This window comes from Ciceribacter sichuanensis (genome assembly GCF_024055605.1).
Taxonomy (GTDB): Bacteria; Pseudomonadota; Alphaproteobacteria; order Rhizobiales; family Rhizobiaceae; genus Allorhizobium; species Allorhizobium sichuanense.
On record NZ_JAMXLX010000001.1, the window covers coordinates 1,153,571 to 1,179,245 of the forward strand.

Annotated in this window: 27 protein-coding genes; 20 read left to right on the forward strand and 7 right to left on the reverse strand. The window is 60.2% G+C overall.

The annotated features are described in order from the left end of the window. Window positions 1-227 precede the first annotated feature (227 nt). The 5 genes from clpS (at window position 228) to NBH21_RS05710 (ending at window position 4,940) form a co-directional block, all read left to right on the forward strand. Entirely contained in the window at window positions 228-578 is a 351-nt protein-coding gene (gene clpS, locus NBH21_RS05690) for an ATP-dependent Clp protease adapter ClpS (protein WP_099057701.1), read from the forward strand. Window positions 579-587: 9 nt separating this feature from the next. Next, window positions 588-3,059 (forward strand): ATP-dependent Clp protease ATP-binding subunit ClpA, encoded by a 2,472-nt coding sequence (gene clpA / locus NBH21_RS05695; protein WP_250914617.1) that lies wholly within the window; start codon window positions 588-590, stop codon window positions 3,057-3,059. Between the two features lie 190 nt (window positions 3,060-3,249). Continuing rightward, window positions 3,250-3,666: a nuclear transport factor 2 family protein gene (locus NBH21_RS05700; RefSeq protein WP_250914618.1), complete on the forward strand. Its 417-nt coding sequence runs from the start codon at window positions 3,250-3,252 to the stop codon at window positions 3,664-3,666. Window positions 3,667-3,855: 189 nt separating this feature from the next. Beyond that, window positions 3,856-4,608, forward strand: coding sequence for an AzlC family ABC transporter permease (locus tag NBH21_RS05705; RefSeq protein ID WP_250914619.1), 753 nt, complete (start codon window positions 3,856-3,858; stop codon window positions 4,606-4,608). After that, window positions 4,605-4,940, forward strand: a complete 336-nt coding sequence (locus NBH21_RS05710) for an AzlD domain-containing protein (protein WP_250914620.1) — start codon at window positions 4,605-4,607, stop codon at window positions 4,938-4,940. Before NBH21_RS05705 ends, NBH21_RS05710 begins: the two co-directional genes overlap by 4 nt. A 41-nt stretch (window positions 4,941-4,981) precedes the next feature. Here NBH21_RS05710 and NBH21_RS05715 read toward each other — a convergent pair whose 3' ends face one another. Continuing rightward, window positions 4,982-5,863 carry a LysR substrate-binding domain-containing protein gene (locus tag NBH21_RS05715; RefSeq protein ID WP_250914621.1) on the reverse strand — a complete coding sequence of 294 codons (882 nt, stop codon included), beginning with the start codon at window positions 5,861-5,863 and terminating at the stop codon, window positions 4,982-4,984. 122 nt (window positions 5,864-5,985) lie between these two features. Here NBH21_RS05715 and NBH21_RS05720 point away from each other — a divergent pair, with 122 nt between their 5' ends. Next, window positions 5,986-6,843: an urea carboxylase-associated family protein gene (locus NBH21_RS05720; protein WP_250914622.1), complete on the forward strand. Its 858-nt coding sequence runs from the start codon at window positions 5,986-5,988 to the stop codon at window positions 6,841-6,843. A 6-nt stretch (window positions 6,844-6,849) separates the two neighbouring features. Here NBH21_RS05720 and NBH21_RS26035 read toward each other — a convergent pair whose 3' ends face one another. The 5 genes from NBH21_RS26035 to NBH21_RS05740 form a co-directional block, all read right to left on the reverse strand. Further along, window positions 6,850-6,978 carry a hypothetical protein gene (locus tag NBH21_RS26035; RefSeq protein ID WP_257791093.1) on the reverse strand — a complete coding sequence of 43 codons (129 nt, stop codon included), beginning with the start codon at window positions 6,976-6,978 and terminating at the stop codon, window positions 6,850-6,852. 102 nt (window positions 6,979-7,080) lie between these two features. After that, a complete protein-coding gene (locus NBH21_RS05725) occupies window positions 7,081-7,506 on the reverse strand; it encodes an HIT family protein (protein WP_250914623.1) in 426 nt (141 codons plus the stop codon). A gap of 69 nt (window positions 7,507-7,575) precedes the next feature. Continuing rightward, window positions 7,576-8,766 carry a GNAT family N-acetyltransferase gene (locus NBH21_RS05730; RefSeq protein WP_250914624.1) on the reverse strand — a complete coding sequence of 397 codons (1,191 nt, stop codon included), beginning with the start codon at window positions 8,764-8,766 and terminating at the stop codon, window positions 7,576-7,578. A 10-nt stretch (window positions 8,767-8,776) separates the two neighbouring features. Further along, window positions 8,777-9,511, reverse strand: a complete 735-nt coding sequence (locus tag NBH21_RS05735) for a glycerophosphodiester phosphodiesterase (protein ID WP_250914625.1) — start codon at window positions 9,509-9,511, stop codon at window positions 8,777-8,779. Further along, window positions 9,508-9,978, reverse strand: a complete 471-nt coding sequence (locus NBH21_RS05740) for a RidA family protein (RefSeq protein ID WP_250914626.1) — start codon at window positions 9,976-9,978, stop codon at window positions 9,508-9,510. Before NBH21_RS05740 ends, NBH21_RS05735 begins: the two co-directional genes overlap by 4 nt. A 118-nt stretch (window positions 9,979-10,096) precedes the next feature. Here NBH21_RS05740 and NBH21_RS05745 point away from each other — a divergent pair, with 118 nt between their 5' ends. From NBH21_RS05745 to lpxB, 14 genes are all read left to right on the forward strand, one after another. Next, entirely contained in the window at window positions 10,097-10,927 is an 831-nt protein-coding gene (locus NBH21_RS05745) for a cell envelope integrity EipB family protein (protein WP_250914627.1), read from the forward strand. A gap of 198 nt (window positions 10,928-11,125) precedes the next feature. Beyond that, a complete protein-coding gene (rpsB, locus tag NBH21_RS05750; protein ID WP_250914628.1) occupies window positions 11,126-11,893 on the forward strand; it encodes a 30S ribosomal protein S2 in 768 nt (255 codons plus the stop codon). Between the two features lie 247 nt (window positions 11,894-12,140). Continuing rightward, complete coding sequence (gene tsf, locus NBH21_RS05755) at window positions 12,141-13,067, forward strand: translation elongation factor Ts (RefSeq protein WP_250914629.1); 927 nt, start codon at window positions 12,141-12,143, stop codon at window positions 13,065-13,067. Window positions 13,068-13,169: 102 nt separating this feature from the next. Further along, window positions 13,170-13,892, forward strand: coding sequence for a UMP kinase (gene pyrH, locus NBH21_RS05760; protein ID WP_250914630.1), 723 nt, complete (start codon window positions 13,170-13,172; stop codon window positions 13,890-13,892). A gap of 50 nt (window positions 13,893-13,942) precedes the next feature. Continuing rightward, entirely contained in the window at window positions 13,943-14,503 is a 561-nt protein-coding gene (gene frr, locus NBH21_RS05765) for a ribosome recycling factor (protein ID WP_250914631.1), read from the forward strand. A gap of 44 nt (window positions 14,504-14,547) precedes the next feature. Then, window positions 14,548-15,291: an isoprenyl transferase gene (locus NBH21_RS05770; RefSeq protein ID WP_250914632.1), complete on the forward strand. Its 744-nt coding sequence runs from the start codon at window positions 14,548-14,550 to the stop codon at window positions 15,289-15,291. Window positions 15,292-15,299: 8 nt separating this feature from the next. After that, window positions 15,300-16,133, forward strand: a complete 834-nt coding sequence (locus NBH21_RS05775; protein ID WP_250914633.1) for a phosphatidate cytidylyltransferase — start codon at window positions 15,300-15,302, stop codon at window positions 16,131-16,133. Between the two features lie 34 nt (window positions 16,134-16,167). Continuing rightward, on the forward strand, window positions 16,168-17,301 hold the full coding sequence (gene rseP / locus NBH21_RS05780) for an RIP metalloprotease RseP (protein ID WP_250914634.1): 1,134 nt from the start codon (window positions 16,168-16,170) through the stop codon (window positions 17,299-17,301). Between the two features lie 193 nt (window positions 17,302-17,494). Beyond that, on the forward strand, window positions 17,495-19,852 hold the full coding sequence (gene bamA / locus NBH21_RS05785) for an outer membrane protein assembly factor BamA (protein ID WP_250914635.1): 2,358 nt from the start codon (window positions 17,495-17,497) through the stop codon (window positions 19,850-19,852). A 51-nt stretch (window positions 19,853-19,903) separates the two neighbouring features. Then, on the forward strand, window positions 19,904-20,968 hold the full coding sequence (gene lpxD, locus NBH21_RS05790; RefSeq protein WP_250914636.1) for a UDP-3-O-(3-hydroxymyristoyl)glucosamine N-acyltransferase: 1,065 nt from the start codon (window positions 19,904-19,906) through the stop codon (window positions 20,966-20,968). Further along, window positions 20,961-21,428 (forward strand): 3-hydroxyacyl-ACP dehydratase FabZ, encoded by a 468-nt coding sequence (fabZ, locus tag NBH21_RS05795; RefSeq protein ID WP_250914637.1) that lies wholly within the window; start codon window positions 20,961-20,963, stop codon window positions 21,426-21,428. Before lpxD ends, fabZ begins: the two co-directional genes overlap by 8 nt. Next, a complete protein-coding gene (gene lpxA / locus NBH21_RS05800) occupies window positions 21,425-22,240 on the forward strand; it encodes an acyl-ACP--UDP-N-acetylglucosamine O-acyltransferase (protein ID WP_250914638.1) in 816 nt (271 codons plus the stop codon). The genes fabZ and lpxA overlap by 4 nt, the downstream gene beginning before the upstream one ends. 3 nt (window positions 22,241-22,243) lie before the next feature. After that, window positions 22,244-23,119: an LpxI family protein gene (locus NBH21_RS05805; protein WP_250914639.1), complete on the forward strand. Its 876-nt coding sequence runs from the start codon at window positions 22,244-22,246 to the stop codon at window positions 23,117-23,119. After that, window positions 23,116-24,303 carry a lipid-A-disaccharide synthase gene (gene lpxB, locus NBH21_RS05810; RefSeq protein ID WP_250914640.1) on the forward strand — a complete coding sequence of 396 codons (1,188 nt, stop codon included), beginning with the start codon at window positions 23,116-23,118 and terminating at the stop codon, window positions 24,301-24,303. Before NBH21_RS05805 ends, lpxB begins: the two co-directional genes overlap by 4 nt. A gap of 121 nt (window positions 24,304-24,424) precedes the next feature. Here the strand turns inward: lpxB and NBH21_RS05815 are convergent, their stop codons facing one another. Further along, entirely contained in the window at window positions 24,425-25,618 is a 1,194-nt protein-coding gene (locus NBH21_RS05815; RefSeq protein WP_250914641.1) for a GTP-binding protein, read from the reverse strand. Window positions 25,619-25,675: the final 57 nt, after the last annotated feature.

Sequence of the window (25,675 nt, forward strand, 5' to 3'; positions counted from 1 at the left end):
CGGGTTTTCAAGACCGGCCGCACGTGGTGCGGCCGGTCTTGCGCTTTTAAGGGGCTGATATAGGCTTTGACTCTTTTCAGCCTTTTCGGTGCGTTGCGGCGATTCTGTTTGCAGTGAGCACCGGGGGGCTTAAAATCACCGGAATATGAACTACCTTACTGTCCTGAGTGTTCGTCCGTCGCATTGCGTCTTTGGCAAATCGGCCGGACAATGGAGAATAAACTGAAATGATCGCCAAGCCGGTCTTCATGCAGAGCAATGGACGCGAAGGGGACAATGCCAACCGTGGCACGTCCGTCATTACGCGCACCAAGCCCAAGACGAAGAAACCGAACCTGTACCGCGTCCTGTTGCTGAACGATGACTACACCCCGATGGAGTTCGTGATCCACATTTTGGAGCGCTTCTTCCAGAAGGACAGGGAAGCCGCCACCCGCATCATGCTGCATGTTCACAATCACGGTGTGGGCGAATGCGGTGTCTTCACGTACGAAGTCGCCGAAACGAAGGTAAGCCAGGTGATGGACTTCGCAAGGCAGCATGAACACCCGCTGCAATGCGTCATGGAAAAGAAGTGAGGATCTGACGTGCCAACATTTTCTCCCAGCCTCGAAAAGGCGCTGCATCAGGCACTGACCTACGCCAACGAGCGGCACCATGAATATGCGACGCTCGAGCACCTGTTGCTTGCGCTGATCGATGATGCTGATGCGGCGGCCGTGATGGGCGCCTGCAATGTCAATCTCGATGCCCTGCGCAAGACGGTGATCGATTATGTCGACAATGAGCTTGCCAATCTGGTCACCGGCTACGATGAGGACTCCAAGCCGACCTCCGGCTTCCAGAGGGTCATCCAGCGCGCCGTGATCCACGTGCAGTCATCGGGCCGCGAAGAAGTGACCGGTGCCAACGTCCTCGTTGCGATCTTCGCAGAACGGGAGAGCCATGCGGCCTTCTTCCTGCAGGAGCAGGAGATGACCCGCTACGACGCCGTCAACTACATCTCCCACGGGATCGGCAAGCGACCGGGCGCCGCCCAGGTTCGTCCGCCGCGCGGTGCTGAAGAAGGCGACGGCGAAGCCAAGCAAGCCCGCGAGCAGGAAGAGGGTTCCGCCAAGACCAAGCAGGAGGCGCTCAAGGCCTACTGCGTCAATCTGAACGAGAAGGCCAAGAGCGGCCGCATCGACCCGCTGATCGGCCGTCACGAAGAAGTGAACCGCACCATTCAGGTGCTTTGCCGCCGCTCGAAGAACAACCCGCTCTACGTCGGTGATCCCGGCGTCGGCAAGACGGCGATTGCCGAGGGTCTTGCCAAGCGGATCGTCGAGGGTAAAGTCCCGGAAGCGCTTGCGGATGCTACCATCTTCTCGCTCGACATGGGCACGCTGCTTGCGGGCACGCGTTACCGTGGCGATTTCGAAGAACGTTTGAAGCAGGTCGTCAAGGAACTCGAGGATTACCCCGGAGCGGTTCTCTTCATCGACGAGATCCATACCGTGATCGGTGCAGGCGCCACCTCGGGCGGCGCGATGGATGCGTCCAACCTTCTGAAGCCGGCGCTGTCTTCCGGTGCGATCCGTTGCATCGGTTCGACCACCTATAAGGAATATCGCCAGTTCTTCGAGAAGGACCGTGCGCTCGTTCGTCGCTTCCAGAAGATCGACGTCAATGAGCCGTCGGTCGATGATGCGATCGAGATCATGAAGGGCCTCAAGCCCTATTTCGAGGACTATCACAAGCTCCGCTACACCAACGAGGCGATCAAGTCGGCCGTCGAGCTTTCGGCGCGCTATATCTCGGACCGCAAGCTGCCCGACAAGGCGATCGACGTGATCGACGAGACGGGCGCGGCCCAGATGCTCTTGCCTGCTTCGAAGCGGCGCAAGCTGATCACCGAGAAGGAGATCGAGGCAACGATCGCCACCATGGCCCGTATTCCCCCGAAGACGGTGTCCAAGGATGACGAGATGGTGCTGGCCAACCTTGAAAAGGAACTGCGCTCGGTCGTCTACGGCCAGGACAAGGCCATCGAGGCACTTTCGACCTCGATCAAGCTTGCCCGTGCAGGTCTGCGCGAACCGAACAAGCCCATCGGCTGCTATGTCTTCTCCGGTCCGACCGGCGTCGGCAAGACCGAGGTTGCCAAGCAGCTCGCCGCTTCGCTCGGTGTGGAACTGCTGCGCTTCGACATGTCGGAATACATGGAGCGGCACACGGTTTCGCGTCTGCTTGGTGCACCTCCCGGCTATGTCGGCTTCGACCAGGGCGGTCTGCTGACCGACGGCGTCGACCAGCATCCGCATTCGGTCGTGCTGCTCGACGAAATCGAGAAGGCGCATCCGGACATCTACAACATCCTGTTGCAGGTGATGGATCACGGCTCGCTGACCGACCACAACGGCAAGAAGATCGACTTCCGCAACGTTATCCTGATCATGACGACCAATGCGGGCGCTTCCGAAATGGCGAAGTCCGCTATCGGCTTCGGTTCGTCCAAGCGGACCGGCGAGGATGAAGAGGCGCTGAACCGCCTGTTCACGCCGGAGTTCCGCAACCGTCTGGATGCGACCATTCCGTTCGCCCCGCTGCCGACGGAAGTCATCCATCAGGTCGTGCAGAAGTTCGTCATGCAGCTCGAAGCCCAGCTCTCCGAGCGCAATGTCACCTTTGACCTCGCACCGGAAGCCATCGCATGGCTTGCCACGCGCGGTTACGACGAAAAGATGGGTGCCCGGCCGCTGTCGCGGATCATCCAGGAGCACATCAAGAAGCCGCTCGCCAACGAGATCCTGTTCGGCAAGCTGCGGAAGGGTGGCGTGGTCAAGGTCGGCGTCAAGAAGGACGAAGAAGGCGCCGAGGTTCTCGATCTCGAAGCTGTGTCCGATGCCGCTCCGGTAAAGCCGAAGCCGGAAGCCGAGCTTGTCGAGGCCGCTGCCGAGCCGGTGGAAACGAAGAAGAAGCCGCGCAAGGCCAAGGCGAAAGCTGAGGCAGCGGAAACAGTCGCCGAAACACCGCCGAAGCGTCGTGGCTCCGTGCCGAAAGTGCCCAAGAAAGGCTGATATCGCGGCATTGATTTGCCTGAGCCTCGCTGCAATTGTCGAAACCCCGGATCGGAAAGCGATCCGGGGTTTTGCTTTTCGAGTAATGACGATCCCGTGATCGAAAGCAACCATCCCTATGTTCAGGTTGCGACGGTTTGCCTTGGCGCGTAGCCTTCGACGGGTAGCTTGGTACGAGCGGATGAACGTGATGGAAACGGACCGTGGAGAGGATATCAGTTTCACGGATGAACAGCGCCAGTTGTGGGATCACGTCAAGGCGCTATGGGAGGTTGCTCGCCGCCGCGAGGTGGAACCTGTCCGCAAATTTCTGCATCGCAGTTATTCCGGCTGGGTCACGGGCACGGATACGCCCCATGACTATGAAGCCGCGATCGCTTCGGTGGGGCCTTATTCGCCACGCGTTTTGCGATATCGGCTGAAACCCCTCAAGGTGACCGTCTTCGATCATGAGGTGGGCGTGGTCCATTACAGCTATCAGGCCGAGGTCGAGACGCCGGACACGGGTGGCAAGTCCGTGGCGGGGCGTTGGACCGAGGTCTACAAGAAAGACGGTGATGTTTGGCTGTTGATATCGGTCAGCGGCGGACCTGACGGAATGCGCTAATTCCTCTCCGTGCTGATTTCGGCTGGACTGACCGCGTCTCCGTTACGCCTCGAAAAATCGGCTCCCGCTCTTCTTTCGCAAATTCCGACGCAGGGGACGGAATATGTACAGCCTTGCGATCCGGGGTTCGAACGGTGTAGGTCTGGAAGATCCATCCCGCGCATTCCGGTTTCCCGTGGCTTCTCTTCAATGACCCAGCCTGCTTCTCAATTCACCTCGCTGCGCTGGGCGGCAAAGGGTGCGGCGGGCATCTTCAGCCTGCCTGCGATCATCCTCATGACCTCCTTCGTTGGGTTCGCCGCCTTTGCGCTCGAATCGGGAATTTCCCGCGAGCAGGCGATGCTGATGACGCTGATGGTGTGGGCCTTGCCGGCGAAGATGATCCTGATCGGTATGATGGCGAGCGGGGCGAATATCCTGGCGATGTTTCTCGCCGTGTCGCTTTCCTCGATCCGTATGATGCCCATGGTCGCCTCTCTCGTTCCGGAAATGCGCAACGAACGCACGCCGACCTGGCTGCTGCTCTTTCTCTCCCATTTCGTCGCGATCACCGCATGGGTCTTCGCCATGGGCACCTTGAAGACCGTGCCGCGAGAGGCGCGCACCGCCTATTTCGCGGGTTTCGGTCTGACGCTGGTGGTGGTCAACACGATACTGGTGGGGTTGAGCTATGGTCTCGTCTCGACCTTTCCTCCGCCCGTTGCCGGAGTGTTGTTCTTCCTTACGCCGGTCTATTTCGTCGCGTCGATCTGGGCGTCGGCCCGCCATTCCGTGGTCAAGATAGCCTTCGTGGTCGGTGTCATCGGCGGCCCGCTACTGGCACTTGTCGCGCCGGGATTCGACATCCTGATCGTCGGTCTTGGAGGCGGCACCTTGGCCTATCTGCTCGACCGTTATGTGGTTCGCGCAAGGAGATTACAGGCCGAAGGAGGCGAGCCATGAGCGCGGCTGACTGGTGGCCATACGTCGTGATTCTGGTCGCCGGCTGGCTTGCGACCGATATCTGGCGCTGGCTCGGCGTCGTGGCCGGCAACCGTTTGAACGAGGGTTCGGAAGCGCTTTCGTGGGTGAGGGCGGTTGCCACCGCTCTGGTCATGGCCGTCACCGCAAAGCTCATCGTCTTTCCGACCGGCAGCCTTGAACACACGCCGCTGTGGATGCGGCTGGGTGCGGCAGGCCTCGGCTTTCTGGCCTTCCTGCTGGCAGGAGAGCGGGTCATCGTCGGCGTCGTCGTGTCGCTTGCGCTGCTTGCTGTCGGAATCACCCTGTATTGATGGAGCCGCCACTGGCGGGAAACGATATACTTGCCGGAATTTCAAGGTTGGGGTTGCCCTGATTTTCGGGCCTCCGAGAGTAGCCAGTCGCGCATGAGCACGACTTCCGGTGTCGGTCGATCCGCCTCTATCAGCCAATAATATTTTTCCGTATCGCTTGCCCGTTCGAAAAGGATCTGCAATTCGCCGCGCGCCAGTTCAGCTGCGATCAGGGCGGTTGGGCAGAGCGCCACGCCCAGGCCCGAAGTCACCGAACTGACCAGCAGGTTGAAATCCGCGAACAGGGGACCGGATTCTGTCGGTGCTGGAATTCCTCCTTCGGCAAACCATCTTCTCCATGCCGCCTTGTCTTCGTCATGCAGCAGATCCGCACGGGCGAGATAGGAGGCATCAGGAAACGGGCCTTTCCGTTCGACATAGTCGCGCGCCGCAGTCGGGCGGGTTGCGGCACTGAGGATTGGCAGTGCGTCCGGTGATGATCTGACGCCGTGTGTGATCAGGAGATCTGCTTTCGCCGGTGTGGGTGTCTCGGCACCGGCAGCATAGCTGATAGCCACCTGTATCTCGGGATGCGCTGCACGGAAGGCGGGAAGACGAGGGGCGAGCCAGTGGGAGACCACCGATGGCAGGCAAGCGAGGCGCACCTGCCGTCGCTGGCGCGCAGCCGAGAGCTGTTCTGACGCTGAGGCGATCGCTTCTAGGCTGGTCGATACGGTGCGGCTGAAATCCCGACCCTCTGCGGTCAGCCGGACACCGCGGGCGCTGCGTTCGAAGAGTGCTACCCCGAACCAGTCCTCAAGGGTCCTGACATGCTGGCTGACGGCTGCTGCCGTCATGCCAAGCTCGGTGGCGGCATGACGGAAGCTTTCCTTGCGGGCAGCGGCCTCGAAGGCACGCAGACTGGGGAGCGGCGGGAGCTTCATATCTCCATGGCTAAGCCATGCTTGCCCTTGAGGCAAGGAGAAGCCGTCTTGTCAGGGGCTTTGCCAGCGTGCAGTTTCCGGCGATCGATCATCTTCAACGCGCAGCAATAGGGAAGATCTCCATGAATATCAGACCCGAGATAGCAGTTCCCACCGATGCCGCCGAACGGCGTGCCGTCAAGCCGGTGGTCGTCTATCCCAATGGAGCGCTTCCGATCCCGGATATGGGGCTGCTCAATGAAGCCCGGGCCGGTCTCGAAAAGATCGACGAAGTCATCGTGCCGCCGCGTGACGGACGGACGTTCAACGTGCCGAAGGGCCATTTCTTCCGCATCGTCAGCGTCGAGGGATCACAGGTCGGCGACCTCAACCTGTGGAATGCCAACGATCTCTCCGAGCGTTTCTTCAGCGGCAAGACCCGTGCCCTGCATGCCACCCACGTCACGGTTGGCGACCGTCTCTGGAGCACGCTTCCCTATCTGAGGCCGATGGCGACGATCACCCACGATACGCTTGCCTGGTACGGATTCGATGACGACGGCGGCAGCGTTCACGATGTCATTGGTACCCGCTGCGATCCCTATACCAACAGGCTGCTGTCCGGTGGCGACTATCATCACTGCTGCCACTCGAACCTGACGCGGGCACTTGCCGGTGCGCGGGATATGGGCTTCTCGGAGGCCGAACCTCATGTGCACGACGTGCTCAATGTTTTCATGTGTACGGGTTTCACCCGCGACACGCATCAATACTTCATGAAGGCGAGCCCGGTTCGGCCGGGCGATTTCATCGAGTTCTTCGCCGAGATCGATCTTCTCGGCGGCCTGTCGGCCTGCCCGGGTGGCGATTGCAGTTCCGAGCATTCGAGCGATGCAGCCGCGTGCTATCCGCTGAAGGTCGAAATCTTCCGGCCCGATGCCAAACTCTTGAAGGACTGGCCGTTCCCGGAGCGGAACGGCTATGTCAGCCCGGAGCGGTGAAGGCCTTCAGCCGATCAGCCAGAACAGGCCGCCGAAGATGACGATGAAGGCGATGATGACCCCGAGAATCCGGCCCAGGCCCTCGTTGGTGTTCGTGTGTTGCCCGACGATCGCGTAATAGAAGTCGTTCTTCATCCGGGTTTTCCTTCCATCTGTGTGGCGGCAATAGCCTTGCAAGTTTTAGAGCCGCGCGCCGCGCGGTAGGCTCCTATCGGCGCGCGACGCTCAGGCGGAAAGTCAGAGTGCGGCCTTGATTTTCTCCGCATTGGCTTTCAGTACTTCGATGTCTTCCATCTTGCCGGAATGCGGCTTGAGCGGCACGCCCTCGTGGCGCGGAATGACATGGAAGTGCAGGTGATAGACGGTCTGTCCGGCTGCCGGTTCGTTGAACTGGGCGACGAACACGCCATCGGCTTCAAAAGCTTCCTTGGCCGCGACCGCGAGTTTCTGCACGACCGGTATCAGTTTGGCGAGCACGGCCGGATCGGCATCAAGGAGGTTGCGCGAGCCGACCTTGGGAATGACCAGCAGATGGCCGGTCGCCTGTGGCATTACATCCATGAAGGCGAGGGTATCGTCGTCCTCGTAGAGCTTCACGGAGGGGATCTCGCCTTTCAGGATCTTGGCGAAGATGTTGTTCTGATCATAGGCCGGGCTGGTCATGGGTATCTCCTCATTGTCGGCGCCACTTAATGCGATCCGTTGTCCGGGATCAAGAATGGCTTTGGTCGATCAGTCGTCTTCGCGCTGCTGCCGCTCACCCTTGCGGAAGGGTGTGTGCTCGTCGAGATAGTCGCCGATCTGCTCGACCTCCCGCCGCTCGTGCTCCAGATAGTCGGAGACCGCCTTCCTTAGCCCGGCATGGGCAATATAGTGAGCGGAATGGGTGGTCACCGGCTGGTAGCCGCGCGCAAGCTTGTGCTCGCCCTGCGCGCCGGCCTCGACCTTTTTGAGACCCCTGGCGAGAGCGAAGTCGATTGCCTGGTGGTAGCAGACCTCGAAATGCAGGAAGGGGTGATCCTCGACGCAGCCCCAATGGCGGCCGAACAGCGTGTCGGCGCCGATGAAATTGATGGCGCCTGCGATATATTTGCCGTTGCGCTTTGCCATGACGAGCAAGACGTCGTCCGCCATCCGTTCGCCGATCAGCGAATAGAACATGCGGGTCAGGTACGGCTTGCCCCACTTGCGGCTACCGGTATCCATGTAGAAGGCGAAGAACTGGTCCCAGATATCCTCGGTAAGATCCGATCCGGTCAGCCAGTCGATGGTGATGCCGTTCTCGAGCGCGGCACGGCGTTCCTTTTTCAGCGCCTTGCGTTTGCGGGAGGCGAGCGTTTCCAGAAACGCCTCGTGGTTGGCGTAGCCCTCATTGATGAAATGGAACTGCTGATCCGTGCGATGCAGAAAACCCTCCGCTTCGAAGAGCGGCATCTCTTTCTCCGGCACAAAGGTCGCGTGCGCCGAGGAAACGCCGAGTTCGTCTGCGACCTGCCGCAATCCACCGGCTAGAGCAGTTTGGATAGCGCTGTCATCCTGCCCGATGGCCGCCATCAGGCGCGGCCCTGTTGCGGGTGTGAACGGAATGGCGCTTTGAAGTTTCGGATAATAGCGGCCGCCGGCGCGCTCGAAGGCGTCGGCCCAGCCATGGTCGAAGACATATTCGCCCCGGCTGTGGTTCTTGAGGTAGCAGGGGACGGCGCCGATAAGTGCGCCGTCGCCGTTTTCGAGGAGAAGGTGATGGCCGAGCCAACCGGTCTGCGCCGTGGCCGAGCCCGATTCCTCCAGCGCGGACAGGAAGGCATGGGAGTTGAAGGGGTTATAATCCTTCAATCCCCGGCGGGCGCCGGAAAGCTCAGCCCAGCGTTCCGGTGCGATCGCGCAAAAGGATCTCTCGATCCGGATCGTCAGCTCTCCTGTCATGTGTCTCCCGTCAGGCGGTTGCGACCGGCGTCTCGCGCGGATCGAAACCCTCGAAGGTCATCTGGTCCGCATACTTATAGGTATGCTCACGCATGATTTCATCCCTGACCGTCCATGTGATGACCGGAATACCTTTTTCCCTGAGGGCTGTGACGAAGCTGTTCGGCAGATGGGGTGCGCAGTAGGAGACGAAATCCAGTCCGAGCTGCATGGCTTCGTCGTGGACGAAGAACTGTTCCGGATCCGCGCCTTCGGCCGTCAGCCCGACCGGGTAGGGGCATTCGAGGGACTTGAGGTCCTTCAGCAGCCAGTGGTCGAAGCTCATCAGCGCGACCTTGCCTTCATAGCCTTCCAGTACGTCGAGCACGGCTTCGGCGAGGCCGTCATCCTCTTCGGCGCTGATGCCCTTGAGTTCTATGACCAGCGGCACGCGTCCCTTGACGAGGGTGAGCATCTGCCTGAGCGTCGGAATGCGGTCGGCGGTGCCGCCGATCGAAAGCATGCCCAGTTCGCCTGCGGTGCGTTCTCGCACCTCACCCTTCAGGCCGCAGAGGCGCTGCAGGTCGTGATCGTGAAAGACCATCGGCACGCTGTCGGACGAAAGCTGGATGTCGCATTCGATGGCGAAGCCGGCATCAACCGCCCGAGAAAAGGCCGAAAGCGTATTCTCCCAAACCTGCTTGTTCATGTCGTGATAGCCGCGATGGGCGACCGGACGTTCCTTGATCCAGTCTGCGGACGTCACGCCTTGATCTCCAGGATCGCATCGATCTCGACGGCGGCGTTGAGTGGCAGCGCCGCCATCCCGACGGCGGCGCGGGCATGCTTGCCGGCCTCGCCGAGAACGTTGGCGATCAGGTTGGAGGCGCCGTTGATGACGAGGTGCTGCTCGACGAAGCCGAAAGCCGACGCAACGAAACCGTTGAGCTTGATGACACGTACGATCCGGGAAAGATCGCCGCCAAGGGCGGACTTGGCCTGGGCCAGGATGTTGATGGCGCAGAGTTCGGCAGCCCGCTGCGCATCGGCAAGCGCGACATCGGAGCCGACGAGGCCGGTGACCGCCACTTTTCCGCCTTCAATCGGCAGCTGGCCGGAAAGATAAAGAAGGTTGCCGCTGATGACGTAGGGTACATAATTGGCTGCGGGGGCGGCTGCTTCCGGCAGCTGAATGCCCATGGCTGCCAGGCGACCGTCGATGCTATCGGACATGTGTGTTTCCCGGATCTGTTGGTAAGTTGAAAAAGAATCCTGTGGTGACCAAAGCAGGTCTCGCTTTTGCCGGATCTGTTCTTATAACATCGCGAAAGAGTCCAACAGGAGGATATCGATGTTTCGTTCGTCATTTGCCGTTGTGCTGGTTGCCTTCGGAGCGCTCAGCATGACGGGTGTATCGGCGAATGCTGCGGTCGCGGGTGGCCTGGTGCCGCACCGCGCAGTCTACGATATCGAGTTGAAGCAGGCGTCCGACCGCTCCGGCATCGAGGGCATGCGCGGCCGCATGGTCTATGAGTTCAGCGGTTCGGAATGCGCCGGCTACACGACGAATTTCCGCTTTGTCACCCGGATCGATACCGGCGAACAGGTTCGCGTCACCGATCAGCAGAGCTTCACCTTCGAGGATCTCGCCAAGGGCAAGTTCCGCTTCGAGACTAAGTCCTTCACCGATGACCAGCTCGACAAGGATGTGAGCGGCGCGGCCGCCGACGAGAACGGCAAGGTGAAGATCGAGCTTTCGGAACCCGCCAAGCGTGCGGTTGAGCTGGCGGACAGCCGGTTCCCGGCCGAGCACATGCTCGAAGTCATCGATAATGCCCGCAAGGGCCGAACCTTCTTCGAGGCGCGCATATTCGATGGCTCGGAGGACGGCGATAAAAGCTACCTGACCACCACGATCGTCGGCCCTGAGCGCAAGCCTGTCACGACCGAATCGAAAGACAAAGCGTCCGAGGCTTTGGCCGGCAGCGCCTATTGGCCTGTGTCCATCGCCTATTACGACGAAAAGGCCGTTGGTGACGTTCTGCCGATCTATACCCAGTCCTTCAAGCTCTATGAAAACGGCATCACCCAGGATCTGACGCTTGACTACGGCGATTTCATCCTCAGCGGCAAGCTGACCAATCTCGAGGTCTTGGGTTCGGGAGACTGTAAGCCTCGCTGAGATTGCGGCAAGAGGAGGTATTCCCTCGATTTTGTCACGCAATACTCTTGATTTCCAAGGACAAGCCCTATAAGGGCAGCACCATTCCACACGCGAAGCTTGGGATCGACCGGGAGAAATCCGGCCGTTTCCGCCGGTGGCGCCGAAAAAGGGCGCTGTTTGCTTTGCGGGGGTTAAACCGGAAAAGGAGTAAAAGGCATGGCATTGCCCGATTTTAGCATGCGTCAGCTTCTGGAAGCTGGCGTTCACTTCGGTCACCAGACGCATCGCTGGAACCCGAAGATGAAGCCGTACATCTTCGGCGATCGTAACAACATCCACATCATCGACCTGGCTCAGACCGTTCCGATGCTGTCGCGCGCCCTTCAGGTCGTGTCCGACACCGTCGCCCGTGGCGGGCGCGTCCTGTTTGTTGGCACCAAGCGTCAGGCTTCCGAGCTGATTGCCGACTCGGCCAAGCGTTCGGCCCAGTACTACGTCAACTCCCGCTGGCTCGGCGGCATGATGACCAACTGGAAGACCATTTCGAACTCGATCCAGCGCCTGCGCAAGCTCGACGAGATCCTGGCTTCGGAACAGTCCGGCTACAACAAGAAAGAGCGCCTGAACCTTGAGCGCGAGCGCGAAAAGCTCGACAAGGCCCTCGGTGGTATCAAGGACATGGGCGGCACGCCGGACCTGATGTTCATCATCGACACCAACAAGGAAAAGATCGCGATCGACGAAGCCAAGCGCCTCGGCATCCCGGTCGTTGCGATCATCGACTCGAACTGCGATCCGGACCTGATCGACTACCCGATCCCGGGTAACGACGACGCTTCGCGCGCGATCTCGCTGTATTGCGACCTGATCGCCCGCGCTGCCATCGACGGCATCGCTCGTCAGCAGGGTGCTGCTGGCCGCGACATCGGCGCTTCCGCCGACGTTCCGGTCGAGCCTGCTCTCGAAGGCGAAGCCGGCGCCTGATTCCAAATGGCGGGTTCGCCCGCCATCGCAGTATCGTTGCAATCGGCCGCCACTCAGCCAATCGGGTTGGCGGCCGGTTTCGTTTTTAAAGGCCGGCCCGGCCGTGGGTGCAATCCCTGAGCCGTGGCGAATTCGACGTGATGGTTCGGCTTCATCACGATGTCACACTTCCGGGTACAACTCGTGCCCAAAACAGGCGCCGATGGCATTTTCGCACGGCGTCGCGTGAAACGATAAGAGGCAAACAATGGCTGAAATCACTGCTGCACTGGTGAAGGAACTGCGCGAAAAGTCTGGCGCAGGCATGATGGATTGCAAGAAGGCTCTGACCGAGACCAACGGTGACATCGAAGCCGCAATCGACTGGCTGCGCGCCAAGGGTATCGCCAAGGCCGACAAGAAGTCGGGCCGCACCGCCGCTGAAGGTCTGATCGGCATTGCCAGCGCCGGCCACAAGGCTGTCGCCATCGAACTCAACTCCGAAACCGACTTCGTTGCCCGCAACGATGCCTTCCAGGACCTCGTCCGCGGCATCGCAAGCGTTGCGCTGAACACCGACGGCTCCGTCGATGCGATATCGGCTGCAACCTACCCGGCAACCGGCAAGTCCGTTGCTGACACGGTTAAGGACGCGATCGCCACGATCGGCGAAAACATGACCCTGCGTCGCGCTGCCAAGCTCGAAGTCGAGCACGGCGTTGTTGCCACCTACGTCCACAACGCTGCCGGCGATGGTATCGGCAAGCTCGGCGTTCTCGTCGCGTTGAAGTCTGTTGGTGACAAGGAAGTCCTGACCTCGATCGGCCGTCAGGTTGCCATGCACATTGCTGCAACCAACCCGCTCGCCATCCGCGCTGAAGAAGTTGACGCAGCCGTAGCCGAACGCGAACGCAACGTCTTCATCGAGCAGTCCCGCGCTTCCGGCAAGCCGGACAACATCATCGAAAAGATGGTTGAAGGCCGCATGCGCAAGTTCTTCGAAGAAGTCGCGCTTCTGTCGCAGGCCTTCGTCATCAACCCGGACATCACCGTCGGCCAGGCTGTCAAGGACGCTGAAAAGCTTGCTGGCGCCTCGATCGAGGTTGTCGGCATGGCCCGCCTGCTGCTTGGCGAAGGCGTCGAGAAGGAAGAGAGCGACTTCGCTGCCGAAGTTGCCGCTGCTGCCAAGGGCTGATCGCTCATTGGTCGTGGACCATGTTAGGGAAAAAGTCGGGCATCGCGTGACAACGCGATGCCCTTCGTGTATCCGGCATCAGATCAATCCCTAGGAGCCAGCATGTCTTCCAAGCCCATCTACAAGCGTGTTCTTCTGAAGGCCTCTGGAGAAGCCCTGATGGGCAGCCAGGGCTTCGGCATTGACGTTGCAGTAGCCGACCGTATCGCCTCCGACATCGCTCGGGCGCGTTCCATGGGTGTCGAGGTCGGCGTTGTCGTCGGCGGCGGCAATATTTTCCGCGGCGTCGCCGTTGCTTCCAAGGGTGGCGACCGTGTGACCGGCGACCACATGGGTATGCTGGGCACCGTCATCAACGCACTGGCGCTTGCGACATCGCTGCGCAAGCTGGACGTCGATACCGTCGTGCTCTCGGCGATTGCCATGCCGGAAATCTGCGAAAGTTTCTCCCAGCGCGGAGCGCTGCACCATCTGTCCCAGGGCAGGGTGGTGATCTTCGCCGGCGGTACCGGCAATCCGTTCTTCACCACGGATTCGGCCGCAGCACTGCGCGCTGCCGAAATCGGCGCCGAAGCGATCTTCAAGGGCACCCAGGTGGACGGCATCTATTCCGCCGACCCCAAGAAGGATCCTACAGCGACCCGTTTCGACAAGCTCACGCACAGCGAGGTTCTGGATAAGGGGCTTGCCGTCATGGATGTGGCGGCGGTGGCCCTTGCGCGCGAAAACGCCATTCCGATCATCGTCTTCTCGATCCACGAGGCAGGCGGCTTCTGCGATATCCTCTCGGGCGCCGGTCTCATGACCATCGTTACCGATCATTGACACGGCTTTCCTTCCCGGGAACGTCGAACGAAGAATAAAGGGAGTTCATCATGAGCGAAGGCATTGATCTCAACGACATCAAGCGCCGCATGGACGGCGCCATCAACGCATTCAAGCACGATATCGCCTCGCTGCGCACGGGGCGCGCGTCGGCCAACATTCTCGATCCGGTGACTGTGGAGGCTTACGGCTCGCGCGTGCCGCTGAACCAGGTGGCGAACGTCACAGTGCCGGAGCCGCGCATGCTCGGCATCTCGATCTGGGACAAGTCGATGGTCAACGCCGTCGACCGTGCAATTCGCGAAGCCAACCTCGGCCTGAACCCGATCATCGACGGTCAGAACCTGCGTATTCCTCTGCCGGAACTCAACGAGGAACGCCGCAAGTCGCTGGTCAAGGTTGCGCATGACTATGCCGAAAAGGCCAAGGTGGCGATTCGCCACGTTCGCCGTGATGGCATGGACGGCCTTAAAAAGGCCGAGAAGGACGGTGTGATTGGGCAGGACATCAGCCGCTCACAGTCCGAGAAGGTGCAAAAGATGACCGACGATACGATTTCCGAAGTCGACCGCTTGCTCGTCGACAAGGAAAAGGAAATCATGCAGGTTTGATGCGGTCCGCCGCCCTGTACGAGTTGTTCAAACCGGAACCGTCCATGTCGAAAGCCGAAAACTGCCGCGCCCCGGAACATGTCGCCATCATCATGGATGGCAACGGTCGTTGGGCGAATGCACGGGGCCTGCCGCGCGCGGTTGGCCACCGCAAGGGTGTCGAATCGGTGCGTGAAATCGTGCGGGCCGCCGCGGACGCGGGAGTGGCTTATCTGACGCTGTTCGCCTTTTCGTCGGAGAACTGGCGCCGGCCGGAGGCCGAGGTCAACGATCTCTTCGGCCTCCTGAAGATGTTCATCCGGCGCGATCTGGCGGAACTTCATCGCGAGAATGTCCGCATTCGCATCATCGGTGATCGCGTCAACCTGCAGGGGGACATTCTGTCCCTGCTGCTGGAGGCGGAAGAGACCACCAAGGACAATACCGCCCTGACGCTGGTCATTGCCTTCAATTACGGGGCGAGGGACGAAATGGCGCGCGCCATGGCAACCATCGCCAGAGATATCGAGGAAGGCCGGCTCAAGGCCGCCGATGTGAACGGTGCACTGGTAGACAGCCGTCTCGATACCGCCGGCATCCCTGATCCGGACCTGATCATCCGCACCAGCGGCGAGGAGAGGCTCTCCAACTTCCTGCTCTGGCAGGCCGCCTATTCGGAGCTGATGTTCGTACCGGAATACTGGCCGGACTTCAGTCGCGAGGTCTTCTTCGCCGCCCTGGAGCGTTACGCCGCCCGTGACCGCCGTTTTGGCGGGGTTGCGGACAAGGCCGTGGCGCTGGGATCGTAGCCGCGTTGATGTCCCGGGAACTAACGCTCCGCATCTATTCGGCGATCGTTCTCGCCGCAATCGTTCTCACGGCCACCTGGCTGGGAGGTTTTGCCTTCCGTCTGCTTTCCGTGCTGATAGGCCTTCTGGTCTATTACGAATGGTCCAGAATGACGCAGCTCGGCGAAAGCAACATGCGAGGCCACGCTTTCGGCTGGTTTTCGGTTGCAGCCGTTGGCGCCAATATGCTTTTCGGCTCCCCGGACATGACCGTGCCGCTCTTTGCAGGTCTGGTCGTAACCGCCGTCCTGCCGTCGATTGCGGGTAACTGGCGGTGGTGGCAGGCCGGCGGCATCTTCTATTCCGGGCTCAGCGCCATTTCCCTTGCTGCGATCCGCGGCGAGGATTCGGTTGGCTTCGCCGCCATGCTCTTCGTCTTCGCGGTTGTGTGGGCGACGGATATCCTGGCCTATTTCGTCGGGCGGGCGATCGGCGGACCGAAGCTTGCGCCGAAAATCTCTCCCGGCAAGACCTGGTCCGGAGCGATCGGCGGTACGATCGCCGGCGTATTGGCCGGGACGGCGCTGGCGCTTGCCTACTTCCAGTCGGTTGGCCTCTGGATCCCCGTCATCGCTCTTTTGCTCTCGGTCTCGGGCCAGATCGGCGATCTTTTCGAATCGTTTATCAAGCGCCGTTTCGGCGTGAAGGATTCGAGCCACCTCATTCCGGGGCATGGTGGTGTCATGGATCGGGTGGACGGACTTGTTTTTGCCTGTTTTGCAGCCTTCTTTCTTGCTGTAGGGTTCTCTGCAATTGGCAAGGGGGCGGTGACATCGCTCGGGGCGTTCCTGTTCGGTCTTTGACAGGGGCCGGGAACGCCGTAAACGGAATGGGATGATGGAACATATTACCGCGTTTTTCGGCTTTCTCGTCGGCTACATCCTGCCTTACGTGATTGTCCTTTCCCTGCTCGTTTTCGTGCATGAGTTCGGCCATTATCTTGCCGGACGCCTTTCCGGCATTCGCGTGCTCGCCTTTTCGGTTGGCTTTGGACCAGAATTGGTCGGTTTTACCGATGGACACGGAACCCGTTGGAAAATCTCGGCTATTCCCCTTGGAGGTTATGTTCGGTTCTTCGGCGATGCCGATGCGGCAAGCCGGCCGGATGGTAAGGAACTGGAAGAACTGACGGCCGAGGAAAAGGCGCAGACGCTTGCAGGCGCCAAGCTGTGGAAAAGAGCCGTCACGGTTGCTGCCGGCCCGATTGCGAATTTCGTCCTGGCAATCGCTATCTTCGCCGTTCTATTCGGCACGATGGGCAAACCCGTCGCCGATCCTGTCGTCGCCGAGGTCAAGGCCGACAGCGCTGCCGCCGAGGCAGGCGTTCAGCCGGGCGATGTTCTCATGGCGCTGGACGGCGAAGCGGTAGAAACCTTTGATGACGTGGTCCGCTATATCAGCATGCGACCAGAAATCCCTGTTGTCGTGACTGTCCGTCGCAACGGAAGCGAACTCGGCCTTAACATGACGCCGCGTCGGGTGGAAACCTCCGATCGCTTCGGCAATAAGATGGAAGTCGGCCAGATCGGCATCGTCACCAACCAGCAGTCCGGAAATTTCCGCATCGTTGAGTTGACGCCGCTGCAGGCCGTGGGCGAGGGCGCCCGCCAGACGTGGCATATCGTCACCGGCACCGTGGACTACCTCTCGAATCTCATCGCCGGCCGAATGAACGCCGATCAGCTTGGAGGCCCGGTGAGGGTCGTTCAGGCATCCGGCCAGATGGCGACGCTCGGCATCGTTGCGCTCGTCAATCTGGCGGCCGTTCTGTCCGTTTCCCTTGGACTTCTGAACTTGATGCCAATTCCGGTCCTTGACGGCGGCCATCTCCTCCTCTACGCGCTTGAAGCGTTGCGTGGGAAACCGGTAGGTCCCGGTGCACAGGAGATCGCCTTCCGCATTGGACTGGCGATGATCGTGTCACTGATGGTCTTTGCAACCTGGAACGACATCAGCAGGCTGATTGGCTGAGGGGCGTCCTGCCAATTTTGTAGGGATTTGTTTACGATGTTTCAAACTGATAGTGGCGATTGGGCCACGCATGTAAACGAAGTAAATAGAAATTAACGTCCGCCCTTGCTTGTAGGGTAAAACCCGGTAAAACCACACACGGGCCGGAGTCGGGGTACGGCTTCGGGACAATGGAAGAAGGTTGAGAATACACATGAAGGCTGGTTCAAGATTTTTGAACGCAGTATCGGCGGTCGCGCTGTCTGCTGGTGTTGTTTCTTCGGGCGCAGGTGTAGCTGTCCTTGCATCGGCCATTGCGGCCCAGGCTGCCGTGATCCAGCGTATCGAGGTCAAGGGCGCCCAGCGTGTCAGCCCTGAGGCTGTGCGCTCGAATATCTCAATCAAGCCGGGTCAGAGCTTCTCGAACGCGGACATCGATGAATCCGTCAAGCAGCTCTATGCGACCGGCTTCTTCTCCGATGTTCGCATTTCCGTTTCCGGAAGCACACTTGTGGTCAGCGTTTCCGAAGCTCAGTTGATCAATCAGGTCGTCTTCAACGGCAACCGTAAGATCAAGGACGACAAGCTTAGAGGCATCGTTCAGACGCAGCCGATGGGTCCCTACAGCGAAGCTTTGGCTGCTGCAGACATCTCGCGCATCAAGGAAGCCTATGCCGGCATCGGTCGCAGCGACGTCGAAGTGACGACGCAGGTCGTTCCGGTCGCGGAAGGCCGCGTTAATGTGGCTTTCGTGGTCAATGAGGGCGAGCGTACCAAGATCTCCAAGATCAATTTTGTTGGCAACAACGCCTACGGCGACGGTCGTCTGCAGTCGGTCATCCAGACCAAGCAGTCCAGCATGCTGTCGTTCCTGACGCGCAAGGACGTTTACAACGAGGACAAGCTGCGCGCTGACGAAGAGGCGCTACGCCAGTTCTACTACAATCACGGCTATGCCGACTTCAGGGTCGTTTCTTCCGACGTTTCGTTGAATGAGGCTGGCAACGAGTACACCATCACGATCACCGTTGACGAAGGTGAGCGCTACAAGTTTGGCGACGTGAAGGTTGAATCGACGGTCGAGGGTGTGGATGGCGCCGAACTGCAGGGGCTTCTCGAAACCCATGCCGGCAACACCTACAGCGCCAAGGACATCCAGAAGTCCATGGAATCGATTTCCCAGCGCGTTGCGGCCAAGGGTTATCCCTTCGCCCGCGTCGTTCCGCGCGGTGATCGTAACTTCGGCAACAACACCATCGGCGTGACGTATCTCGTCGATCAGGGCGAGCGCGCTTATGTCGAGCGCATCGAAATCCGTGGCAACACCCGTACGCGTGACTATGTCATTCGTCGCGAGTTCGACCTTTCCGAAGGCGATGCTTTCAACCAGGAAACCATCACCCGTGCGAAGCGTCGCCTTGAGGCCCTTGGTTACTTCACCAGCGTGAACATTTCGACGCAGCAGGGTACCGCTCCGGATCGTGTCGTTCTCGTTGTGGACGTTGAAGATCAGCCGACCGGTTCGTTCGGTATCGGTGCCGGCTATTCCGTCGGTGGCGATGGTCTCGTTCTGGAAGCTTCTGTTGAAGAAAAGAACTTCCTTGGTCGCGGTCAGTTTATTCGTCTTGCCGTAGGTGGTGGTTTCGAAGATAGCCGTACCTACAACTTCTCCTTCACCGAACCGTATTTCCTCGGCTATCGCTTGGCTGCGGGTTTCGACCTGTTCAAGAGCCAGACCAGCAGCAACTCGGACTACAAATATGAGGAGCAGGGTGTCACCTTCCGTATCACGGCGCCGATCACCGAGGATCTGGCTACGACGGTTCGCTACACCTACAAGCAGATCAAGTATAAGGAAGACGGCGCCTTCGGCACTGACGGTATCGCGCATACCTCGGACGACACGCTTTCCGATCCGTATATCGATCTGATCGAAGAAAGCCCGTGGAAGCAGTCGATCATCGGTCATTCGTTCGTTTATAACACGCTCGATGATCGTACCATGCCGCGCGAAGGGATCTACGCCAGCTTCACGCATGAATATGCGGGTCTCGGCGGAGATTCGGACTACTACAAGGTCTACGGCAAGTTCCGTTACTTCCACCCTCTGTCTGATGAGTTTGACGTCATCGGTTCCGTCTCGGCCAGCGCTGGTCATGTCATCGCGACCGATGGCAAGCTGAATGTCTTCGATCAGTTCCAGATCGGTGGCAAGGAACTGCGCGGCTTCGATACCCAGGGTATCGGCGCTCGTGCGGGAGACGATGCTCTCGGCGGCACGACCTACTTCACGGCTTCGGCTGAAGCCAGCTTCCCGATGCCGCTCGTTCCGCAGGACCTCAATCTGCGCGGTGCGATCTTCGCGGATGCCGGTACGCTCTACGGTAACGACGTCAGCACCGGCAACTCGACGGTTGTTGGTACCGACATGTCGCTCCGCGCATCGGTTGGTGCCGGTATCGTATGGTTGTCGCCGTTCGGACCGCTGCGCTTCGACTACGCGGTTCCGGTTGCCAAGGAAGATTACGACGAAGTTCAGAACTTCCGCTTCAGCATGGCGAACCAGTTCTAAGGTCCGTGGCCCAAAGGCTGCTTGCGGCGCAACGTTCTGGGGCTTTGGCTGATGGAGCATAATCACTTTTTTCCGCCCCATGAGGGGATCGCGCTTGCGTCGATCGCCGCTCATGTGGGGGCGGAATTGCTTGATCAGGGTGCGGGCGATCGGATGATCCGGTCGGTCGCGCCCGTTAATCGCGCGCGCGCAGGGGACATTTGTTACATCCTGTCCCGTCGCAGCAAAGAAGAGCTGAAGACTTGCGAGGCTTCAGCGATTATCTGCGACAAGGCGCTTCGGTCGCTTATTCCCGACCATATTCCGGTGCTTCTGAGTTCGGCTCCGGCTATGGCTTTCGCCATGGCGGGTGGTCTGCTTTTCCCGTCGGGTCTTCGCCCGGTTGAAATGGTCGATGAGGCCGAGGCTATTTCACCGGCGGCTTTCGTCGATGCTTCGGCACGGTTGGAGCCGGGCGTGCGCATCGAGCCTATGGCTGTGATCGGCGCGGATGTCGAAATCGGCAGCGGCAGTCATATTGGCGCAGGGGCCGTTATCGGTCGTGGCGTGCGCATCGGCCGAAACTGCACTGTCGCCGCTGGTGCCACGGTTCAGGTGGCGCTGATCGGTAACAATGTCATCATCCACAATGGTGCCCGTATTGGGCAGGACGGCTTTGGATATGCGCCGGGGCCTCGTGGCATGATCAAGATCGTGCAGGTCGGCCGCGTCATCATCCAGGATCACGTGGAGATTGGCGCGAACACCACGATTGACCGTGGCACGATGGACGATACGGTGATCGGCGAAGGCACCAAGATCGATAATCTGGTGCAGATCGGTCATAATGTCCGCATCGGTCGCCATTGCGGCATCGTCAGCCAGGTGGGTATCGCCGGCAGCACCCGCATTGGCGACGGTGTCATGATCGGCGGAGCCTGCGGGGTCAATGGTCACATCACCATCGGCGACGGCGCACAGATCGCCGCAATGAGCGGCGTCCTTTCGGATGTGCCTCCGGGTGAACGCTATGGCGGGATACCGGCGCGCCCGATGAAGGATTACCTTCGCGAAGTCGCCGAAATGTTGAGCCGTACGGATAGCCGCAACAAGGAAAAGGAGGGCAAGAATGACTGAGGACGTTAAGACGGAACTGGGTTCGGCCGATGTCCTCCAGATCATGAAGTATCTGCCCCACCGCTATCCTTTTCTGCTGGTGGACAAGATCATCGAGATCGACGGCGACAATTCCGCAATCGGCATCAAGAACGTGACGGCCAACGAACCGCATTTCACTGGCCATTTTCCGGAAGCCCCGATCATGCCGGGTGTCTTGCTGATCGAGGGCATGGCCCAGACGGCGGGCGCGATCTGCGCGCGTAAGGAAGGACAGGGCGGGAACCTCGTCTACTTCATGACGATCGATAATGCCCGCTTCCGCCGCCCGGTTGTGCCGGGCGATCGCGTCGAATACCATGTCGTGAAGCAAAAGCAGCGCGGCAACATCTGGAAGTTCCACTGCGATGCCAAGGTCGATGGCGCGCTGGTCGCAGAAGCAGACATCGGTGCCATGATCATGCGCAAGGAAGACAAATGAGCATGATCGCCGCAAGCGCCAGTATTCATCCCCTTGCCGTCATCGACGACGGTGCCGTGATTGGCGAAAACGTCAGGATCGGTCCGTTCTGTCATGTTGGCTCCCGGGTGAAGCTCGGCGATGGCAGCGAGTTGGTATCGCATGTCTCTCTATCCGGCCTGACGACGATCGGCCGCAATGCGAAGATTTTTCCCTGCGCGGTGATCGGCGGGGATCCGCAGAGCGTTCATCACGCCGGCGAGGAAACGACGCTGACCATCGGCGACAATTGCACGATGCGCGAAGGCGTGACGATGAACACCGGCACCGCCGAAGGCGGCGGCAAGACGGTTGTCGGAAACAACAACCTGTTTCTCGCCAATTCCCATGTGGCGCATGATTGCATTCTCGGCGATCACATCATCCTGTCGAATAACGTGATGCTGGCTGGCCATGTGAAGGTCGAGGATCGGGTGATCCTTGGTGGCGGTTCGGCCGTGCACCAGTTTACCCGCATCGGTCGGCAGGCCTTCATCGGCGGTCTCTCGGCGGTCAGCTATGATGTCATCCCTTACGGCATGCTCAACGGAAACCCGGGTATCCTCGGCGGCCTGAATGTTGTCGGCATGACCCGAGCCGGCATCGAGCGGTCGGTGATCCATCAGGTCCGTCGCGCTTTCAAGCAGATATTCGAAGGCGAGGGTTCCGCCCGCGTCAATGCCGAAGCGATCCGCGAAGAGTATCTCGATTGCCCGCAGGTTATCGAGATCCTGGATTTCATCGCTGCCGAAAGCGACAGGGCGCTTTCTTCTCCGCATCGCGGCAAGAACTGACGCATGGCGCCGGCCAAGGCAGGAACGGGTCGTCTGGCGATCGTCGCCGGAAGCGGCCTTTTGCCTCTTTATGTGGCGGAAGCAGCCCGGCGATCCGGTGAGGATCCCTTCATTCTGCGACTGAAGGACGAAGCCGATCAGCAATGGCAGGGTTTTGACAATGCCGTGGTGGGCGTCGGCGACGTTGCGGGCTTGTCCGCGCTTTTTCGCCGCCATGATATCGGACGCGTCGTGCTCTCCGGCGGCGTCAAGCGCCGTCCGGGCTTTCGCGAAATCCACGTCAACCTGAAGGCGCTGATGAAACTGCCTTTGGCGCTGAAGACGCTGCTTGCTGGCGGTGACGACGCCGTCCTCAAGATGGTGATTTCGCTGATTGAGGGGCTGGGCTGCCATGTTATCGGCGTTCAGGACATTGCGCCCGATCTTCTTGCGTCTACCGGTCCGCTTGGCGCCATATCGCCAAACGAGGACGATTTGCGTGACATAGCCAAGGGTGCCGAGGCAGCTGAAGCACTCGGGCGGCTTGATGTCGGGCAGGGCGCTGTCACTGTCGGCGGGCGTATCGTGGCGCTCGAAGGGGTCGAGGGAACCGATGCCATGCTCGCACGCGTTGCGCGGTTGAGGGATGAGGGCCGGATTTCACAGCGCCGCAGGGGGGTGCTGGTCAAGCTGTGCAAACCGCAGCAGGATCTTCGCGCCGATCTGCCGTCAATCGGCCGCTCGACCGTGGAAAATGCCAAGCGAGCGGGTCTTGCCGGCGTCGCCGTCGAAGCCGGACGGGCGCTGGTGATCGAGCGCGAGGCGACGATTGCGGCGGCCAACGAGGCGGGCCTTTTCGTGATTGGCATCGATCGCGGCTTGCCGGGAGGCGTGATGTGAGTGACCGTCCGCTGAAGATTGCTGTTATCGCCGGCGAAGTCTCCGGCGATCTTCTGGGTGGAGACCTGATCGCCGCGCTGAAAAAGCGCCATGGCGGACCGGTTGAACTCGTTGGCGTGGGTGGCGACGCGCTGGAGCGCGAAGGCCTGCGTTCCCTTTTCGATTTTTCCGAGCTTTCAGTCATGGGGCTTACGCAGGTGCTTGCCCGCCTGCCGCGTTTCCTCTCGCTGATCCGGCGGGCGGCGAGGGCCATCGTCGCCGCGAAGCCTGACTTGCTGCTGATCGTGGATAGTCCCGATTTCACCCATCGCGTGGCGAAAAGGGTTCGCAAAGCTCTGCCTGATCTTCCGGTGGTGGATTATGTCTGCCCAAGCGTCTGGGCATGGAAGGAATATCGCGCCAAGGCGATGCTCGACTACGTCGACGCGGTGCTGGCCGTCCTGCCCTTCGAGCCGGAGGTGATGCGTCGCCTCGGTGGTCCCCCGACGCATTTCGTCGGCCATCGTCTCACGACCAATGCCAAGCTGCTGGAAACGCGTGCCGCGCGCGCGGGAAAGCCGCCCAGGCGGGCTGACGAGCAGAAGACGATCATGCTGCTTCCCGGTTCGCGCGGGGCCGAGATCTCGGCGTTGCTGCCGGTCTATGGGCAGGCCATGGTCGAGTTTACCGAGAGAAACGGGCCGAGCCGGTTCCTCCTGCCGACCGTGCCGCGTCAGGAAGCACGCGTGCGCCAGATGATCGCCGACTGGGCTCTGAAGCCCGAGGTTCTCGTCGGCGAGGATGCGAAATGGCAGGCCTTTGCCGAGGCCGACGCAGCGATTGCTGCTTCCGGTACCGTGATCCTTGAACTGGCGCTGGCGACGGTACCCATGGTTTCCACCTACAAGACCGACTGGCTGATGACGCTCATCAGTCACCGCATCAAGATCTGGACCGGGGCGCTTCCCAACCTGATCGCAGATTATCCGATTGTGCCGGAATATCTGAACGACTACGTGCGGCCGGGTAATCTCCTGCGCATGGCGGAAAGGCTCGCTACCGATACGCTCGAGCGGCAGGCCATGCTGGCCGGTTTCGATCTCGCATGGAAGCGGCTTGCGACGGATCGTCCCGCCGGCGAAGAGGGCGCACGGATCGTCCTCGATCTCCTGCGCGACAAGGGCGTTCTTCCCCAAAACGCCTGAGGCATTCCCGCTCGAAACGGGTGCGGACCTGCCGGCGGCTGCCTTTTCCAAACCGGCAGGCCCTTCCGGATCAATGCCATGCGCGACATCGGTCCGGATTTCTCAAGGCGGGGATGCGGATTTACTGTGTCCAGGAGGCGAAGGGGTCCGGCAGTTTGCTCCATGCCGATGGCGTGAAATTCTCGGCGGGCACGAGGCAGGCGTCGAGTTCCGCCGTTATCCGCCTCTCATCCATGGGATCGGCGCCGATGAACACGATCTCCTGCCGGCGGTCGCCCCATTCCGGATCGAGATAGGGCGCCATGGCACGCTTGAACCCGGCATCGTCAGGCCAGCGTTCGCGAGGTACCGACGCCCACCAGAGGCCCATGCGGCCGGTCCGGACCAGCGCCCCCGCCTGACTGATTGAGCCGACATGATGCGGCCTCGTCGCCAGCCAGAAGAAGCCCTTGGTGCGGATGACACCCGGCCAGGCGCGGTCGATGAAGGCCTGAAATTTCGTGGGGTCGAGCGGTTGGCGCGCCTTGTAGACGAAGGAACGGATGCCGTATTCCTCCGTTTCCGGCACATGGTCCTTGAAGCCGTTCAGTTCCTTGAACCAAAGCGGATGGGTTTCCGCCTTGTCGATGTCAAACAGACCGGTTCCAAGGATGTCGCGCGGTGCGACGGCACCGAAATCCGTCTCGATCACCCGCGCATCCGGGTTGAGGCCGGCGATGATCTTGAGCGCGGCGTCGCGCTGTTCCGGTGTCGCGGTTCCGATCTTGTTGAGCACGACGACATCGGCGAACTCGATCTGCTCGACCAGCAGGTCTACGAGGGTTCGATTGTCGCCATCGCCCGCCGTTTCGCCTCGGTCCGCGAGAAAATCGGAGGAGGAATAGTCGTTCAGCAGATTTGCCGCGTCGACCACGGTCACCATGGTGTCGAGCTCAGCTATATCGGACAGGCTCTGTCCATTGTCATCGCGAAAATCGAAGGTGGTGGCGATGGGAAGTGGCTCGGCAATACCGGTCGCCTCGATCAGCAGATAGTCGAACCGGCCCTGCACGGCGAGATCCCGCACTTCGCGCAGCAGATCGTCGCGAAGCGTGCAACAGATACAGCCGTTGGTCATTTCGACCAGTTGTTCCTCCGTCCGGGAAAGTGCGGCGTCTCCATCGCGCACCAGCGCCGCGTCGATGTTCACTTCACTCATATCGTTGACGATCACCGCAACACGGAGACCGCTTCGATTGGAAAGAACGTGGTTGAGCAGGGTTGTCTTGCCCGCTCCGAGAAAGCCGGAGAGAACAGTGACAGGCAATTTGTCCATGTGACAAACTCCAAAACGTAATACTGTAACAACTAAAGGCCGCGAAAAGGCGGACTT